Below are 16,031 nucleotides of genomic sequence, written 5' to 3' on the forward strand. Positions count from 1 at the left end.
TTTTATTATTTCTAATACATTATTGTAATTATACGAATTCAAATACATCATCTCCTAAAAAATCTTTGTTAAGATGATTGACATATTTTATCACTTTTATTCATAATACAGTCTTTATTTAAGAATTAAAAAATGAACACCACTATTTAAGTAAAACTTAAAAGGGTGTTCATTTATATTTAAATAGACAGAGTAAATCTCATCTTAAACTATTCCCATATTTCTAAATTTATTGTATCTTAATTTAAGCATTTCTTCTTTATCTATTTTACTAAGATTAGATACTTCTTCAATTAATACCTTTTTTAAGGTTTTACACATCTTAGAAGGGTTTTTATGTGCTCCTCCAAAAGGTTCTTTTATAATCCTGTCAATAACTTTAAGTTCTTTAAGATCTAATGAAGTAATTTTCATAACTTCTGCAGCTTCCTTGGCCTTTGATCCATCCTTCCATAAAATAGATGCAAAGCCTTCTGGGGATAATATTGAGTAGATAGAGTTTTCAAGCATAAGCACTCTGTCTGCCACAGCTAGTGCTAAAGCACCTCCACTTCCACCTTCCCCCATAAGTACAGAAACTATAGGAGTTTCTAATCTACTCATAGTAAAAAGATTTTTAGCTATAGCTTCACCCATTCCTCTCTCTTCAGCTGATACACCACAGAACGCACCAGGTGTATCCACAAAGCAAATAATAGGTCTTTTAAATTTTTCAGCTTCTTTCATAAGCCTTAAAGCTTTTCTATAACCTTCTGGCTTTGGCATTCCAAAGTTTCTTTCAATATTTTCCTTAGTATTATTACCTTTACAAATAGCAATAACTGTTACAGGCTGTCCATTTAAAAATGCAATTCCTCCAACTATTGCCTTATCATCTCCATAAGCTCTATCTCCATGAAGTTCTATAAAATTATCAAAAATATTATCTATATAGTATTTTCCAATAGGTCTTTCTTTATTTCTTGCAAGATTAACTTTGTCCCAGGCCTTAGTCTTAACTATAAGTTCTCTATTCATTATAAATAGCCTCCCCATGAAGACATAAAATTTCATATAACTTTTCTCTTAAATGTCTTCTATCAATAATTGCATCAATAAAACCTTTTTCTAAAAGAAATTCTGCCTTTTGAAAATTATCAGGAAGTTTTTCATTAATGGTATTTTCTATTACCCTTCTTCCTGCAAATCCAACAAGTGCTCCTGGCTCACTTAAGATGATATCACCTTCCATAGCAAAGCTTGCAGTGACACCTCCAGTTGTTGGATCTGTTAAAACTGTTATATATAAAAGTCCTGCTTCATTATGCTTTGCAATAGCTGCACTTACCTTTGCCATCTGCATAAGGGAAAGGATCCCTTCTTGCATTCTAGCTCCTCCTGATGTAGTAAATATGAGGAGTGGAAGTTTATTTTCTGTGGCATATTCAGTAATTGAAGTTATCCTTTCTCCAACTACAGTGCCCATACTTCCCATCATAAAAAAGCTATCCATAATAGCACAAGCCACCTTAACTCCATTTATAAACCCAACTCCTGTAACTACAGCTTCACTGCTATCTGTCCTCTTTTTACTTGATATAATTTTATCTTCATATCCTTCAAAATTTAAAGGATTTTTAGTTTTAATTTTATCAAACATTTCTTTAAAGCTTCCACTATCAAAAGTTATTTCTATTCTTTCTTTAGGTTTAATTCTTAAGTGATGGTTACAACTTGGACATACATATTCATTAAATATTAAGTCTTCATTATAAATAATACTTCCACATTTATCACATTTAGCCCACATGCCATTTGGAATGTTTGCCTTTTTACTGCTTTCCTTATCTATACCTTTAACTATTCCATGATTAGTCTTCTTAAATAAATCCTTAAGCATTATTTACTCACCAGCTTTTCTTTTAAAAATGAAGTATCATAATTTCCTTTTATAAAATTTTCATCTTGTAGTATTGAATATTGAAAATCAATATTACTCTTAACTCCACCTATTCCAAATTCGCCTAAAGCCCTCTTCATTCTAACAATAGCTTCATTTCTATCTTTTCCAAAGGAAATAAGTTTTGCTATCATAGAATCATAAAAAGGAGGAATCTTGTATCCTGAGTAAACAGCAGACTCAACTCTTATTCCAAAGCCTCCAGGAATAAATAATTCCTTAATAGTTCCAGGACAAGGCATAAAATTATTTTCAGGATCTTCTGCATTTATTCTACACTCAATAGCATGACCTCTTAAAACTATATCTTTTTGTTTTAAAGAAAGTTTTTCATGAGAAGCTATCTTAAGCTGTTCCTTTACAATATCAATTCCTGTTACCATTTCTGTTATAGGATGTTCAACCTGAATTCTAGTATTCATTTCACAAAAATAAAAATTTCCATTTTTATCTACTAAGAATTCTATTGTACCTGCACTTTTATAATTTGCAGCTTTAGCAGCCTTTACTGCTACTTCACCCATTTTTTCTCTTAAACTATCAGTTAAAAAAGTAGATGGAGCTTCTTCTAAGACCTTTTGATTTTTTCTTTGCATTGAACATTCTCTTTCACCTAAATGAACTACATTTCCATATTCATCAGCTAAAATTTGAAATTCTATATGTCTTGGTCTTTCAACAAACTTTTCAATATAAAGCCTATCATCTGCAAAACATGCTTTAGCTTCAGACTTAGCTACTTCATAAAGCTTTTTAAACTCATCTTTTGAATAAGCTATTCTAATGCCTTTTCCTCCGCCTCCTGCAGCTGCTTTTATCATAACAGGATATCCTATAGACTCTGCTATATCTAGGGCTTTTTCTCTACTTTCAATAACATCCTCATACCCTGGCACAACAGGAACACCAGCCTCTTTCATAAGCTTTCTTGCCATAGCCTTATTTCCCATAAGTTCAATAGATTTATAGTCAGGGCCTATAAGTTCTATGTTGCACTCTTTGCACATCTTTACGAACTTGGCGTTTTCAGATAAAAATCCAAAGCCAGGGTGAATAGAATCAGCACCACTTAATACACATGCACTTAAAATATTTTTTATATTCAAATAACTGTCACTAGATTTTGCAGGCCCTATACATATGGCTTCATCTGCAAGCTGAGTGTGTATAGCTTCTTTATCTGCTTCTGAGTACACCGCTACTGTAAGAATTCCTAGTTCTCTACAAGCTCTTATAATTCTTACAGCAATTTCTCCCCTGTTTGCAATAAGTACTTTTTTTAACATCTCAATCACCTGTCTCCTATTGCGAACATTATCTCTGCTTCACAGGCTTTTTTATCATTTACTGAAGCAATTGCCTTACCAATACCCATTTTTCCTCTAAGTCGTATCATTTCAACATTTAATTCAAGTTTATCTCCAGGAGTAACAACCTGTCTCCATTTAACTTTTTCAGCCCCTGCAAATAAAGGGATCTTACCCTTATATTCATCCATACTTAGAACTACTAATGCCCCTGCCTGAGCTAGTGCTTCTAGTATTAAAACTCCTGGCATTACAGGTTTTCCTGGAAAATGTCCTTGAAAGAAGGGTTCATTTATAGAAACATTTTTATATGCTTTAATACTTTTGCCCCGAATCATCTCTTCAACTTTATCAACTAATAAAAAAGGATATCTATGTGGCAATATTTCCATTATTTCATTAATATCCATTCTAATCCTCCCTAATCTTAAACATAGGTTGTCCATACTCAACCATGTCTCCATTATTAACTAATATTTCTTCTATTGTGCCTTTAAATTCACATTCAATTTCATTCATTAATTTCATAGCTTCAATTATACATAACACATCACCTTGATTTACCTTATCACCTTTATTTACAAAGGCTTTACTTCCTTCAGATGGTGCTATATAAAAAGTTCCAACCATTGGTGATTTTATTACTGTAAAATTATCTTCTGTCTCTTTCACTTTTTCATTACTTACATATTCTTTTTCTTCTGTCTTTGTACAAGCAACTTTTTCTTCTGTATCAAGCGATACTTCCTTAGCTGTAAATTCATCATTACTTAATTTTGTAATTCTATTAAGGGATTTATCCATTTTTATATGGGTATCCTTCATAGTAAGTTCAAACAGAGAAATATCAGAAGAATTTACTGCATCTATAAGCTCCTTTATTTCTTTAAAATCCATGAAATTATCCTCCTAAAAATTATTTACAATACTTTTTAAATAGAAGGGATGTATTATGTCCTCCAAACCCAAAAGCATTAGACAAAACATAATTTAATTCAGCACTTCTTCCTACATTAGGTACATAGTCTAAATCAAGTTCTTCATCTTTATTTTTATAATTTATAGTTGGTGGGATAAATTTATCATTAATTGCCTTTACACATATTATTGACTCAATTGCTGAAGATGCACCTAAAAGATGTCCCGTCATTGATTTTGTAGATGAAATTGGAACCTTATAAGCATAATCTCCAAAACATGTCTTAATAGCATTAGTTTCACAACTATCATTAAGTTCAGTTGATGTTCCATGAGCATTTATATAAGATATATCTTCTGGAGTTATACCTGCTTCATCTATTGCAAGTTTCATACATTCAGCAGCATCATCTCCATCTGGTGCTGGTGCTGTTATATGATAAGCATCGCAGTTTGCCCCATAACCTACGATTTCAGCTAAAATTTTAGCCCCTCTTTTTTCTGCACTTTCAAGGGTTTCAAGAATTAAAATACCTGCACCTTCTGCCATTACAAAGCCGTTTCTTTCCTTATCAAAAGGTATTGAAGCTCTGTTTGGATCATTACCTGTATTTAAAGTTTTTAAACTATCAAAACCACTCATAGAAGATACTGTTATAGGAGATTCAGAAGCTCCAGCTATCATAACATCTGAATAACCATGCTTAATTGCTCTATAAGCCTGGCCTATAGCATCAGCTCCAGTTGCACATGCAGTAACTACAGACTGACAGATACCTTTAGCTCCATACTTTATAGCAATATTTCCTGAGCATAAATTAATAATAATCATAGGTATAAAAAATGGTGAAAATCTTTTAGAAGCTCCACTTTCTGACTTTCTAATATCATCTTCAAGAGTTCTTAAACCACCAATACCAGAACCAACAAGTACTCCAAATCTCTTTTTATCAATTTTATCAAGATCAATTTTCGAAGATTTTACTGCTTCATCAGCAGCAGCTAAAGCAAATTGAGAAAATCTATCTAATCTTCTGCTTTCCTTCTTTCCAACTCTTTCTGCTGGATTAAAGTCCTTAACTTCTCCTGCAATCTTAACTCTTAAACTTGAAGTATCTATTCCTTTAATAAAGTCTATTCCATTTTTTCCTTCTTTAATGCCATTCCAAAAACTTTCCACGTCATTTCCTAAAGGTGTAACTGCTCCCATTCCTGTTACTACAACTCTTCTTTCCATAAACTTTATTCCTCCTACATTAACATACCACCATCAACGTGAATACATTGACCTGTAATATATCTTGAATTATCATCAGCTAAAAATGATACTACATCTGCTACATCTTCAGCTGTTCCTAGCCTATTTAAAGGTATTTGTTTCATTAATTCTTTTTTATATTTATCATCAAGACCTTCTGTCATATCAGTTTGTATATATCCTGGTGCAACTGCATTTACTCTTATACCTCTAGTTCCAATTTCTTTAGCTAATGATTTTGTCATTCCTATTACTCCAGCTTTTGATGCTGCATAATTTACTTGACCTGCATTTCCTGATATACCTACTACTGAAGAAATATTAATAATTGAACCTTCCTTTTGTCTAAGCATAATTGGTGTTATACTTTTTAGACAGTTAAATACTCCCTTTAGGTTTACATTAATTACATTATCAAAATCCTCTTCCTTCATTCTTATAATAAGCTTATCTATAGTAATTCCGGCATTATTAACCATAATATCTATTTTGCCAAATCTTTCCTTAGCCTTATTTACAAGATTCTCAGCTTCACTTATGTTACTTATATCAGCCTTAACTCTTAAAACTTCTACTCCAAACTCTTTAAGTTCATTCTCAACTTCAATAGCTTTTTCTTCACTGCTTCTATAATTTAAAACAATATTTACACCTTGAGATGCAAGCTTTTTTGCTACTGCTTTTCCTATTCCTCTCGATGCTCCTGTAACTATTGCACATTTACCTTTTAGCAAATTATATTCCCTCCCATTTTAATTTTCTTTAAAATATTTTAAAGTATCATTAAAGGTCTTAAGATCTTCTATTCTAAGTATTTTGACTTTTCTATTAATCCTTTTAACAAAACCAGATAAACTCTTTCCTGGCCCTATTTCAACAAATACTTCTACCCCTTTATCTATCATATCTCTTATTATTTTTTCAAAATAAACAGGTGACTTCATGTGTTTCTTTAGGATATCCATATAATCATCATCATCTGTATATAAACTTCCCTTATAATTTGAATAAATATTTACACTTGGCTTGTTTATTTCTCTATCCTTTAAATAACCATAAAATTCTTCTGCTGCATCCTTTAATAAAGAAGAATGGAAAGGACCACTAACCTTAAGTTCTACAGCTTTTCCACCTATTTTATTAACTTCTTCTATAGCCATATCTATAGCTTCATTTTCACCAGCTATAACAATTTGACCAGGACAGTTATAATTAACGCCTTCAATAATTCCTTTTACCTTGCATTTTTCTATAACTTCCTTAACTTGATCTTCTTCAAGCTTTAATATAGCTGCCATTTTACCTAGTCCCTTTGGAAGAGAAGATCCCATTATCCTTCCTCTTTCCTTTACTAGTTCAAGTATATCTTTATTTTCTATCATTTTTGCATAAGCTAATGAAGAATATTCTCCGAGGGAAAGTCCTGCCGTAAACCCTGCCTCAATTCCTTCTTCTTTTAAAGATTCAATTATGCCAAGACACATTAAAACTATGGCTGGCTGAGAATTTTCAGTAAGCTCTAACTCTTCTTCACTACCATTAAACATAAGATCTTTAATATTCATTTTTAAAATGTCTTGGCCCTTATCAAAAATTTCTTTTACGCATGCTTTATTGTCATATAAGTCTTTTCCCATGCCTGGCTTTTGTGAACCTTGACCTGCAAATAGAAAAGCTACTTTATTTTTATCCAATAATTTCACCTGCTTTTCTTAATAAACTATTAAATTCACTCATAATGTTATTAATAATAGATGAACACGATTCTTCTTCTTTAAGCATTCCACAAATTTGTCCTGCCATAACATTTCCGTAATCTACATCACCTTCAACAACTGCTTTTCTCAATGCACCTTGTCCCATTTTTTCAAGTTCTTCTACATTAGCTGCTTCTTTTTCAAGTTTTGCATATTCTCTGCTAAGCTTATTCTTTATCAATCTTACAGGATGTCCAAGACTTGCTCCTGTAATTACTGTATCTATGTCTTTGGCTTTTATTACTTTGTTTTTATAATTTTCATGAACAGTACATTCTTTTGCTAGAAGGAATCTTGTACCCATTTGAATACCTTTTGCTCCTAACATAAATGATGCTGCCATTCCTCTTCCATCTGCAATTCCACCAGCTGCAATTACTGGAATATTTACTGCATCTTTAACTTGTGGTATTAATGCCATAGTAGTAAGAGATCCAATATGACCTCCTGATTCAGTTCCTTCTGCAATAACTGCATCAGCTCCTAGCTTTTCCATTCTCTTAGCTAAAGCTACAGAAGCTACAACTGGAATAACTTTAATGCCGCTTTCTTTCCACATATTTAAGTATTTTCCTGGACTTCCTGCTCCTGTAGTTACTACTGGTACTTTTTCTTCACAAACTAATTTTGCTACTTCATCAGCATGAGGTGTCATAAGCATAATGTTTACCCCAAAAGGTTTATCAGTAATTTTTCTTAATATTCTTATTTGACTTCTTATCCATTCAACTGGTGCTGTACCTGTAATAATACCAAGTCCACCTGCTTCACTAACTGCAGCTGCTAAAGATGCATCTGCTATCCATGCCATACCACCTTGCAATATTGGATACTGTATATTTAATAATTTACAGATTTCATTTTGTTCCATAATAATTCCTCCATCTTAATCTTATGAAAACATAGATATTAAATAATAAACCGGGCTCTTTTTTAAAGCCCGATTTATCTAAAGTTAAAAAATTATTAGTTTAATTTAGCTTCAACATAGTCAACAGCATCTTTTACACTCTTAATCTTTTCAGCATCTTCAAGTTGAATTCCATATTTATCTTCTATTTCAATTACAACTTGGAATAAGTCTAATGAGTCAGCTCCTAATTCTTCAAAAGTTGTTTCTAACTTTACCTCTTCCATTTTCACTTCTAATTCATTACATATTATTTCTCTTATTTCTTCAAACATTAATATATCCTCCTTAAATTTCAATTAATATACTTCCTACTGTAAGGCCTCCTCCGAAGCCTACCATAACTATTTTCATTCCAGATTTTATAAGTCCCTTATCATTCATTTCTGATAAAGCCATTGGAATAGATGCTGATGATGTATTACCATACTTATCTAAATTCAAATAAAACTTATCAAAACTTATGTGTAATTTATCTGCTGTATATTTAATAATTCTTTCATTAGCTTGATGTGGTACAATAAAATCAATATCATTAATATCAATATTATTATTTTGAGCTAATGTCTTTATTGCATCAATCATTACTCTAGAAGCAAATTTAAAAATTTCACGTCCATCCATTTTTACATGATTATCTAAAGGATGTTTAAGGGATACATAAGGATTTAAAATATCTAATCCTCCACATACTAAAGCATCACCTTTTTTGCCTTGAGAATATGAATAAAAATCAGTTAACTTTTCTTCATTTCCTCTTTGAAGTAAAACTGCACCTGCTCCATCACCAAATAGCACACATGTATTTCTATCCTTCCAGTCTACTATTTTAGATAAAACTTCACTACCAACAACTAGAACATTTTTATATTTTTTATTCATTTCCATCATGGAATATGCTACCTCAAGGGCATACATAAATCCTGAACATGCTGCATTTATATCAAAAGCCATTGCTTTTTCAGCTTCTATTTTTTTTTGAATTATGCAGGCTGTTGATGGCATAATATTATCTGGTGTTAATGTTGCTGTAATTATTAAATCAATTTCTTTTCCTTCAAGATTTTCCTTCTTTAATATCTTATTAATAGCCTTTACAGCTAAATCAGAAGTATTTTCTCCTTCAGATATTCTTCTTTCTTTAATACCTGTTCTTGTAGAAATCCATTCATCACTTGTATCTACTATTTTTGATAGCATATCATTTGTTACTACTTTTTTAGGAACATAGGCTCCAAAATTTTTAATATAAATTTTACTCATTACTTCTCCTTATTTTTTACTAATTCTTTTTTCCCATTAAAAAATTTAATTATTTTATTAAGAGAAGATATCAAAATTTTTTTATCTTCATCAGTAAGATGATAAACAGTTTCACTTATCATATCTTTGTGGAATTTTTCATGGAGCATATAAGCAAGTTTGCCTTTTTTAGTTAGACTTATAAGAACCACTCGTCTATCTTCTGGAATTCTCTTTCTTTCAACATAGCCTTTTTTAATAAGCTTATTAATTGCTGTAGTAAGAGTTCCCATAGTTATTCCTAGTGTTTCAGATACGTCTGACATAGTTTTTTCAGTATACAAACCAATTGCTTCAATTGTGTGCATTTCTGTTAATGAAAGATCTGACAAAGGACCACTGCTTAATGCATCCTCCTCAACTTCTAGAACATCATTAAAAAGCTGTACAAGTAGCTCATTAATTACTCCATTTTCTTCATTCATTATGGACCTCCTAAAATTCCAGTTAAAAGAAAAAATGTACAAAATTACTTTGACAATCAAAATATACTACACTCAAAGTAAATTGTCAATATTTTTTCATAAAATATATAATACATATTATAAGTATTATTTTCACATTATTATTCAAAAAAATATATTTATGTTAAAAATAATTAAAATTAATTATGATAAATTTGTTAAATTTCTGATTCCTGAGGCACTAATAAATTTTATATGATAAAATATTATACAAATAAAAAACTTTTAGATAAATTAAATGAGGAGTTGAGAGTTTGAAAAAAATAATAAAATATTTTCTTATGGTTCTGCTTATTGCCGCTATAAGTACCTCTATATTCTTTAGGCACAGAATTATGTTATATTACAATGTTTATAAAGAGTATAAAGAATATAGTACTAATTTTTCTTCAAGCAATATGGAAAAAATATTAACAGAAGGCACAGATCTTAATAAAGAGAAAGTCATGTATAAACCAGGTGACAGCAAAACCTTTTTAGATATATATCACCCAGAAACTTTTCCAAAGAGCGGCTCACCAGTAATACTTTATGTTCATGGAGGAAGCTGGGCTTATGGTGATAGTACAATTCCTGGAGTTTTATCACCTTTATTAAAAAGCTTTATTGATGAAGGATATACAATAATAAGTGTTTCTTATGAACTTTTAAACTCAAAAGCAGACTTTAATAAACAGGTGTGTGATGTTAAAGATGCTATAAGATGGGTTTATAAAAATAGCGAACAATATAATTTCAATACAGATGAAATAGGCCTTATAGGAGTTTCTGCAGGAGCTCATCTATCCCTTATGGCTGCTTATTCAGATAATAATGATTTTCAAGATTCAAAAGAACTTGCGTCTTATAGTTCAAAAGTTAAATACTTAGTAGACTTTTTTGGTCCTACTGATTTAAATACATTAGATATGTCTATGGCAACATATGATATTACATCTGCTGTTGGAAATTTAAAAAGCAATCAGGATTATGTAAATAAATTTAGTCCTATAAATTATGTAAGAAAAGATCTTCCAAAGACTTTAATTATTCACAGCAAAGCTGATACAATGGTTCCTTACGAAAATTCTTTAAGTCTTTATAATAAGAGTAAAGAATTTAATAATAATGTGAAGCTAGTTACAGTTAATGATATGAATCATGATTTATCAAATATTTCTTCTGAGGATACAAAAACTTTAATTTTTAATTTTTTAACTTTTGTAATTAACAATGGCCCTAGATAGTAAAATATCAGGGCTTCTTTATTGTTTTAATATTTCTAACAAAAAAGATTGAATTAATGTTTAATAAATATTGAATTTCAATATATACTTATCTTTAATAGATAAATGTTGTTATGATTTTTATCTTAGAAATATTAAAAATACCAAGGGTAGTTTTCTAGATATTTAGTTTAAATTCTATAAAACCCAATTATTGATTTTACCAACATTTCTTTATGAAAGACTATTATAAAAGTAGCTAAGCCATTCCCCTTAATTGAAATTTGAAAAATAAAGGGAGACAACCCTTGCAGCTTATGCTTAAACAAAGATGCTCTGTTTCCCTTATTATTTCCTTGAATTTATTTTTTCGCTTTTTCCACTCTTAACTTTTTACCTTTAACAGTTTTCTCTTTCATAGCATTAAGAACTTTATTTCCTTTTCCATTTAAAATATCCACATAAGAACAATTATCTTGAACATCAATTATTCCTATATCATCTGAATTTATTCCCTCTATACTAGAAATAGTTCCAACTAAGTCTATAACTCTTATTTTCTTCTTCTTTCCACCATTAAAATAAAGCTTTGTTATATCTTTTCCTACATTTTTGCTTTTCTTTGCAGTCTTTTTCATAGTCTGCTTTAAAAACTCAGTACCCTTTTCTTTTTCTTCAGAAGTTAAATTAAAAATTTTCTTTGATTCTTCTGGAATTTCAGTTTCTATGTATTCTTCAATTTCTTTTAAAAACTTTCCTTCATAAGGAGTTACAAAAGTTATAGCCTTTCCTTTATTAGAGGCTCTTCCACATCTTCCTATTCTATGTACATAAGCTTCTTTTTCCATAGGAATATCAATATTTATTACATGAGTTATGTTATCTACATCTATACCTCTTGCTGCTACATCTGTTGCTATTAAAATTCTGAAAGCCTTAAGCTTAAAATCTTCCATAATCTTAGTTCTGTCTTTTTGCATCATTCCTCCATGAAGCTTTTCTACGGAATAAGATTTCTTTTTTAAATATGCAAAAACCTTATCTACATTTTCCTTAGTTCTACAGAAAATCATACAGGCTTTAGGTTTTTCTTTTAGAAGAATATTATTAAGCAGCTCATATTTCCCCATTTCATCTACTACTATTTTCATTTGTTCAATATTGCTGTTTACAATACTTTTTCTTTCAATTTCTATGTTTTCTTCATTTTTCATGTATTTTTTGCAAAGAGACTTAATTTCTTCAGGTATTGTTGCTGAAAATAGCATGGTTTGTCTTTTCGTAGGCATCTTCTTAATAATCTTTTCTACCTGTTCAATAAACCCCATATTAAGCATTTCATCTGCTTCATCAATTACTAAATACTTAATATTTGAAATATTAAGAGTTCCTCTTTCAATATGATCCATAACTCTTCCTGGAGTACCACATACTATATGAGTTTTTTGCTTAAGGTCTCTTGCTTGGTCTTTAAAAGGAGATTTTCCAAAGACAGCTTGTGACTTTAATCTTTTATATCTTCCTATGTTTTTAAAATCTTCACTTATTTGAAGTGCAAGTTCTCTTGTTGGAGCAAGTACAAGTACTTGAGGTTCATTATCTTCCCATACAATCTTTTCACATAAAGGAATAGCAAAAGCTGCAGTTTTTCCAGAACCAGTCTGAGACTTTACTATCATGTCTTTTCCTTCTAAAGCAGGTTCTATTACTTTTTCTTGAACCTCTGTTAAGTTCTTATATCCTAAATCAGAAACAGCTTTTAATATTTCACTGCTTAAATCATAATTTTCAAATTTATTTTTCATTATAATTCTCCTTTTATTAATAACCTTATTTCAGTTTTTTCATCCTTATAATTATTTTTAACCTATGAATATATATTATCCTTAAAGATAATAACATATATTTATACATTTATCCTCTTATTTCTTAAGCTAATGTGCCTTAAGTACCTTAACAACATTTCTCTAGTAAAGACCACTATGGCAAAAATTTTTGTAGAAACACAAAAAAGATGCATATTCAAATGCACCTTTTTATTTCACTTCTTATACATTTCTTTTAATTAAAGCTACTCTATGTTTAGTAAAATATATAGACATAACAAAGAATAATAATGATAAGATTATAATACCAAATATATTAGGCATAATTTCTGATATATTACACCCTTTCTGTAGGTTTTCATAAGCTTCTAAAAGCCATCTAGTTGGAAGAATTTATCCTACATTTTGTAAAGTTTCACTCATCATTTCATAAGGCCAAAAGCATCCACTAAGCATAAACATTGGTATAGTTAAACATGAATTTACAAGGTTATATACACCTTTATTTTTTATTATAGAAGTAATAAAAATATTAAAGGTAACTGCTAAAAGGGATAATGATAGAACTATAATAAGGAGCCATATTTTATTTTCTATTTTAAAATCAATATTTAATAAATTACAGAATATAAAGTATTCAAAAGCTGGAATTGAACCAAGAATCATATAAATTAATACATGAGCTCCATAGTACTTTTTTTCACTAACCTTACTCATTATTGTTCTATCCTTAGTTCCAAGCCTTTCATCTTCAAGTAAAAATACACATGCAAGACCTGAAGAAATAAATATTATATAAAATATCAATCCTAAGGAATCACTAACTTTTCCTGATTTTTTTGCAGTTTTCACTTCTGTAAAATCAGGTTTTGAATTTTTAAAGGTATCTATTACACTATTAATATCTACTTTTTCAATATCTATATTTTTAGAAATGGTATAAAGAGAACTAGACTGATTTTCAATTAAACTTTCAACTATACTAGACATTTCTCCTTCATTTAAAGTTCTATATTTTATCTTACTTAAATCTCCCTTTATAACTTTATCTGTATAATCCTCATCAATTGTAACTATCATTTCATATTTATGAAAAATAATATCTTCTGAATAATCTCCCTCTTCAAGATTTATTAAATTAATGGCTTCAGAACTTTTAAGGCTATCTTCAATAACTTGTCCAAACTCTCCTTTATCCTTATCTATCATTCCTATATTGTAAGAAGAATTACTTCTGCTTAAACCTGATATTGCTATTATTAGTACCAAAGGAAGAATAAATGTTGTAAGTATAAAACCCTTACGCTTAAAAAGTATTTTAAAGATTACCTTCATTATATTAAGCATTTGCCATACCTCCTTTTCTTCTCACAAAAATCAAATACAATATAATTGAAATAGCTGATAATGATAAAGGCAAAATCATAGCTATTGTATATGCATTTGATTCTATGTTACATAAAATGCTACTTGCTGCTGTATCTATCCAATAAATAGGGCTGATATAAACAAGTTTATTTATAACTGGAATAAGTATAACTTGAACTAAAGGCACATAACATCCTCCAAGGAAACATATTAAAAATATACATCCACTTAAAATCTGAGCACCTGCAGTATCCTTCTTAGAAGAATATCCAACCAAAGCTCCTAAAGTTGAAGCAAATAACCCTAAAGCAGTAAACATGCTAAATAATTTAAATACATGGCTTCCCCAATCTAGCTTTAAAAATATTGATGTATAGAAATAAATTAAAGTTGTTTGCATTATTGAAATTACCCATCCCATGAATACCTTAGAAAAAATTATAAGATGTTCACTTGACTTAGATAACTTTATTCTGTTTAAAGTGTTAAGAACTTTTTCTTCATAAACACTTTCTGAAACACTAGTTGAAACATAAAGAATTATAAGAGCAAGTTCAGCAAAGGTATAAAATTCTGTGGAAGTCATATTTCTAACTCCCCCCATATCCTGATTTTCAATATATTCATTGTACTCTGATTTAACCATATCTCTTAAATTTTCAGGGTTGTACTCCCTTACTACGTTATATACAGAATAGTTTATAAGAACATTATCCATCATAGATTTGAATATTTTAGCAGGTGTCTTTTCTCCATTTTTAGAAGAATACATAGAAAACCCATCTGGGGTAATATCAACAAAGGCAACAGCTTCATATTTATCCACCTTATCTTTAACTTCATCTAAAGAAGTAACCTTCTCAAAGTTTATACTTACAGCATCCTCTACTCCTTGAATAAAGCTATTAAACCCAATAGAATATTCTTCACTTCCCTCTTCTTCTGCATAATAAATAATTGACTTCTCTCCATCATTATCAAAAATATCATTATCAAATTCCATCATACTTTTAAGTCCAATACTTAAAGTTGTTATAAGAATTATAGGAAAAGCAAAAAGCATAAATACATTTCCCTTATTTCTAAAAAGCTGAATAAATTCTTTTTTAATCATATTTATAAACATTTACTCATCTCCTAGTCTCTTAAATTTTTACCTGTAAGAGCTAAAAATACAGCTTCAAGGCTTGGTTCATTATCTGAAATACTTCTGATTTCTCCACCATTTTTAATAACAGTTTCAACAATTTCAGTAAGTACATTTTTACTCTTTAAAGAAGAAATCTTATACTCTTCATTATTGTTTGATACCTTTTCAATTCCTGCTATTTCCTTAAAGCAGTCTTCAAGTCCCTCTATCTTTTTATTTAATTTCAAATCATAAATACTCTTACTTGAAACAAGATTTTTAAGTTCTTCACTAGTTCCCTCTGCAATTATATGACCTTTATCTACAATAGAAATTCTGTCACAAATATCATCAACTTCCTGCATATAATGAGATGTATAAATTATTGTTGCACCCTCATCTCTAAGCTTTAAAACTGATTCTAAAATATGATTTCTAGACTGGGGATCAATACCAACAGTAGGTTCATCCATAATAATAAGTCTAGGAGAATGAGCTATGGTGTTTAACACATACTAAAAGTGGTTCTTTCCAATGTTAGTTGAATATCATTAGTATATAACATCATACTTTTAAACTTTCCAATTTAATAACTTTCATTCTCAAAGTTTCAAAACTACATCTACCATACATAATTCTTTTTATAAC

At 29.8% G+C, this 16,031-nt stretch carries 17 protein-coding genes; 1 reads left to right on the plus strand and 16 read right to left on the minus strand.

Annotated features, from left to right (window positions below):
- Positions 1-204 precede the first annotated feature (204 nt).
- The 12 genes from BM384_RS08645 to BM384_RS08700 form a co-directional block, all read right to left on the minus strand.
- The gene (locus BM384_RS08645) at positions 205-1,017 is read right to left on the minus strand and encodes an acetyl-CoA carboxylase carboxyltransferase subunit alpha (protein ID WP_090012897.1); all 813 of its coding nucleotides are present in this window, start codon (positions 1,015-1,017) and stop codon (positions 205-207) included.
- Positions 1,010-1,879: an acetyl-CoA carboxylase, carboxyltransferase subunit beta gene (gene accD / locus BM384_RS08650; RefSeq protein ID WP_090012899.1), complete on the minus strand. Its 870-nt coding sequence runs from the start codon at positions 1,877-1,879 to the stop codon at positions 1,010-1,012. The genes BM384_RS08645 and accD overlap by 8 nt, the downstream gene beginning before the upstream one ends.
- Positions 1,879-3,225, minus strand: a complete 1,347-nt coding sequence (locus BM384_RS08655; protein ID WP_090012901.1) for an acetyl-CoA carboxylase biotin carboxylase subunit — start codon at positions 3,223-3,225, stop codon at positions 1,879-1,881. The genes accD and BM384_RS08655 overlap by 1 nt, the downstream gene beginning before the upstream one ends.
- A gap of 5 nt (positions 3,226-3,230) precedes the next feature.
- Positions 3,231-3,656, minus strand: a complete 426-nt coding sequence (gene fabZ / locus BM384_RS08660; RefSeq protein WP_242945988.1) for a 3-hydroxyacyl-ACP dehydratase FabZ — start codon at positions 3,654-3,656, stop codon at positions 3,231-3,233.
- 1 nt (position 3,657) lies between these two features.
- Positions 3,658-4,143 (minus strand): acetyl-CoA carboxylase biotin carboxyl carrier protein, encoded by a 486-nt coding sequence (gene accB, locus BM384_RS08665; RefSeq protein ID WP_090012905.1) that lies wholly within the window; start codon positions 4,141-4,143, stop codon positions 3,658-3,660.
- A 19-nt stretch (positions 4,144-4,162) separates the two neighbouring features.
- Positions 4,163-5,401, minus strand: a complete 1,239-nt coding sequence (gene fabF / locus BM384_RS08670; RefSeq protein ID WP_090012907.1) for a beta-ketoacyl-ACP synthase II — start codon at positions 5,399-5,401, stop codon at positions 4,163-4,165.
- A gap of 14 nt (positions 5,402-5,415) precedes the next feature.
- A complete protein-coding gene (gene fabG, locus BM384_RS08675) occupies positions 5,416-6,156 on the minus strand; it encodes a 3-oxoacyl-[acyl-carrier-protein] reductase (protein ID WP_090012908.1) in 741 nt (246 codons plus the stop codon).
- Between the two features lie 18 nt (positions 6,157-6,174).
- Entirely contained in the window at positions 6,175-7,116 is a 942-nt protein-coding gene (fabD, locus tag BM384_RS08680; protein WP_090012910.1) for an ACP S-malonyltransferase, read from the minus strand.
- A complete protein-coding gene (fabK, locus tag BM384_RS08685) occupies positions 7,109-8,050 on the minus strand; it encodes an enoyl-[acyl-carrier-protein] reductase FabK (RefSeq protein ID WP_090012911.1) in 942 nt (313 codons plus the stop codon). Before fabK ends, fabD begins: the two co-directional genes overlap by 8 nt.
- A gap of 95 nt (positions 8,051-8,145) precedes the next feature.
- Positions 8,146-8,364, minus strand: coding sequence for an acyl carrier protein (locus BM384_RS08690; protein WP_090012913.1), 219 nt, complete (start codon positions 8,362-8,364; stop codon positions 8,146-8,148).
- Between the two features lie 13 nt (positions 8,365-8,377).
- Entirely contained in the window at positions 8,378-9,352 is a 975-nt protein-coding gene (locus BM384_RS08695) for a beta-ketoacyl-ACP synthase III (protein ID WP_090012914.1), read from the minus strand.
- Complete coding sequence (locus BM384_RS08700; RefSeq protein ID WP_090012917.1) at positions 9,352-9,816, minus strand: MarR family winged helix-turn-helix transcriptional regulator; 465 nt, start codon at positions 9,814-9,816, stop codon at positions 9,352-9,354. Before BM384_RS08700 ends, BM384_RS08695 begins: the two co-directional genes overlap by 1 nt.
- A gap of 293 nt (positions 9,817-10,109) precedes the next feature.
- Here BM384_RS08700 and BM384_RS08705 point away from each other — a divergent pair, with 293 nt between their 5' ends.
- Positions 10,110-11,081: an alpha/beta hydrolase gene (locus tag BM384_RS08705; protein WP_090012918.1), complete on the plus strand. Its 972-nt coding sequence runs from the start codon at positions 10,110-10,112 to the stop codon at positions 11,079-11,081.
- A gap of 341 nt (positions 11,082-11,422) precedes the next feature.
- Here BM384_RS08705 and BM384_RS08710 read toward each other — a convergent pair whose 3' ends face one another.
- The 4 genes from BM384_RS08710 to BM384_RS08725 all read right to left on the minus strand — a co-directional run bounded on the left by BM384_RS08710 (position 11,423) and on the right by BM384_RS08725 (position 15,856).
- Positions 11,423-12,865: a DEAD/DEAH box helicase gene (locus BM384_RS08710; RefSeq protein ID WP_090012920.1), complete on the minus strand. Its 1,443-nt coding sequence runs from the start codon at positions 12,863-12,865 to the stop codon at positions 11,423-11,425.
- A 414-nt stretch (positions 12,866-13,279) separates the two neighbouring features.
- Positions 13,280-14,233 (minus strand): ABC transporter permease, encoded by a 954-nt coding sequence (locus tag BM384_RS08715; protein ID WP_090012921.1) that lies wholly within the window; start codon positions 14,231-14,233, stop codon positions 13,280-13,282.
- Entirely contained in the window at positions 14,226-15,380 is a 1,155-nt protein-coding gene (locus BM384_RS08720) for an ABC transporter permease (RefSeq protein ID WP_090012923.1), read from the minus strand. The genes BM384_RS08715 and BM384_RS08720 overlap by 8 nt, the downstream gene beginning before the upstream one ends.
- Before the next feature lie 11 nt (positions 15,381-15,391).
- Complete coding sequence (locus BM384_RS08725) at positions 15,392-15,856, minus strand: ATP-binding protein DrrA1-3 family domain-containing protein (RefSeq protein WP_242945989.1); 465 nt, start codon at positions 15,854-15,856, stop codon at positions 15,392-15,394.
- Positions 15,857-16,031: the final 175 nt, after the last annotated feature.

The sequence above is a fragment of the Clostridium sp. DSM 8431 genome, from assembly GCF_900116755.1.
Lineage (GTDB): Bacteria > Bacillota > Clostridia > Clostridiales > Clostridiaceae > Clostridium.

Excerpts from the sequence above, each read along its gene's own strand:
- BM384_RS08645 (WP_090012897.1), bottom strand. The coding sequence starts at position 1,017 with ATGAATAGAGAACTTATAGTTAAGACTAAGGCCTGGGACAAAGTTAAT.
- fabF (WP_090012907.1), bottom strand. The coding sequence starts at position 5,401 with ATGGAAAGAAGAGTTGTAGTAACAGGAATGGGAGCAGTTACACCTTTA.
- BM384_RS08655 (WP_090012901.1), bottom strand. The coding sequence starts at position 3,225 with ATGTTAAAAAAAGTACTTATTGCAAACAGGGGAGAAATTGCTGTAAGA.
- accD (WP_090012899.1), bottom strand. The coding sequence starts at position 1,879 with ATGCTTAAGGATTTATTTAAGAAGACTAATCATGGAATAGTTAAAGGT.
- BM384_RS08720 (WP_090012923.1), bottom strand. The coding sequence starts at position 15,380 with ATGTTTATAAATATGATTAAAAAAGAATTTATTCAGCTTTTTAGAAAT.
- accB (WP_090012905.1), bottom strand. The coding sequence starts at position 4,143 with ATGGATTTTAAAGAAATAAAGGAGCTTATAGATGCAGTAAATTCTTCT.
- BM384_RS08710 (WP_090012920.1), bottom strand. The coding sequence starts at position 12,865 with ATGAAAAATAAATTTGAAAATTATGATTTAAGCAGTGAAATATTAAAA.
- fabK (WP_090012911.1), bottom strand. The coding sequence starts at position 8,050 with ATGGAACAAAATGAAATCTGTAAATTATTAAATATACAGTATCCAATA.
- BM384_RS08700 (WP_090012917.1), bottom strand. The coding sequence starts at position 9,816 with ATGAATGAAGAAAATGGAGTAATTAATGAGCTACTTGTACAGCTTTTT.
- BM384_RS08715 (WP_090012921.1), bottom strand. The coding sequence starts at position 14,233 with ATGCTTAATATAATGAAGGTAATCTTTAAAATACTTTTTAAGCGTAAG.
- BM384_RS08725 (WP_242945989.1), bottom strand. The coding sequence starts at position 15,856 with ATGGATGAACCTACTGTTGGTATTGATCCCCAGTCTAGAAATCATATT.
- BM384_RS08695 (WP_090012914.1), bottom strand. The coding sequence starts at position 9,352 with ATGAGTAAAATTTATATTAAAAATTTTGGAGCCTATGTTCCTAAAAAA.
- BM384_RS08690 (WP_090012913.1), bottom strand. The coding sequence starts at position 8,364 with ATGTTTGAAGAAATAAGAGAAATAATATGTAATGAATTAGAAGTGAAA.
- fabZ (WP_242945988.1), bottom strand. The coding sequence starts at position 3,656 with ATGGATATTAATGAAATAATGGAAATATTGCCACATAGATATCCTTTT.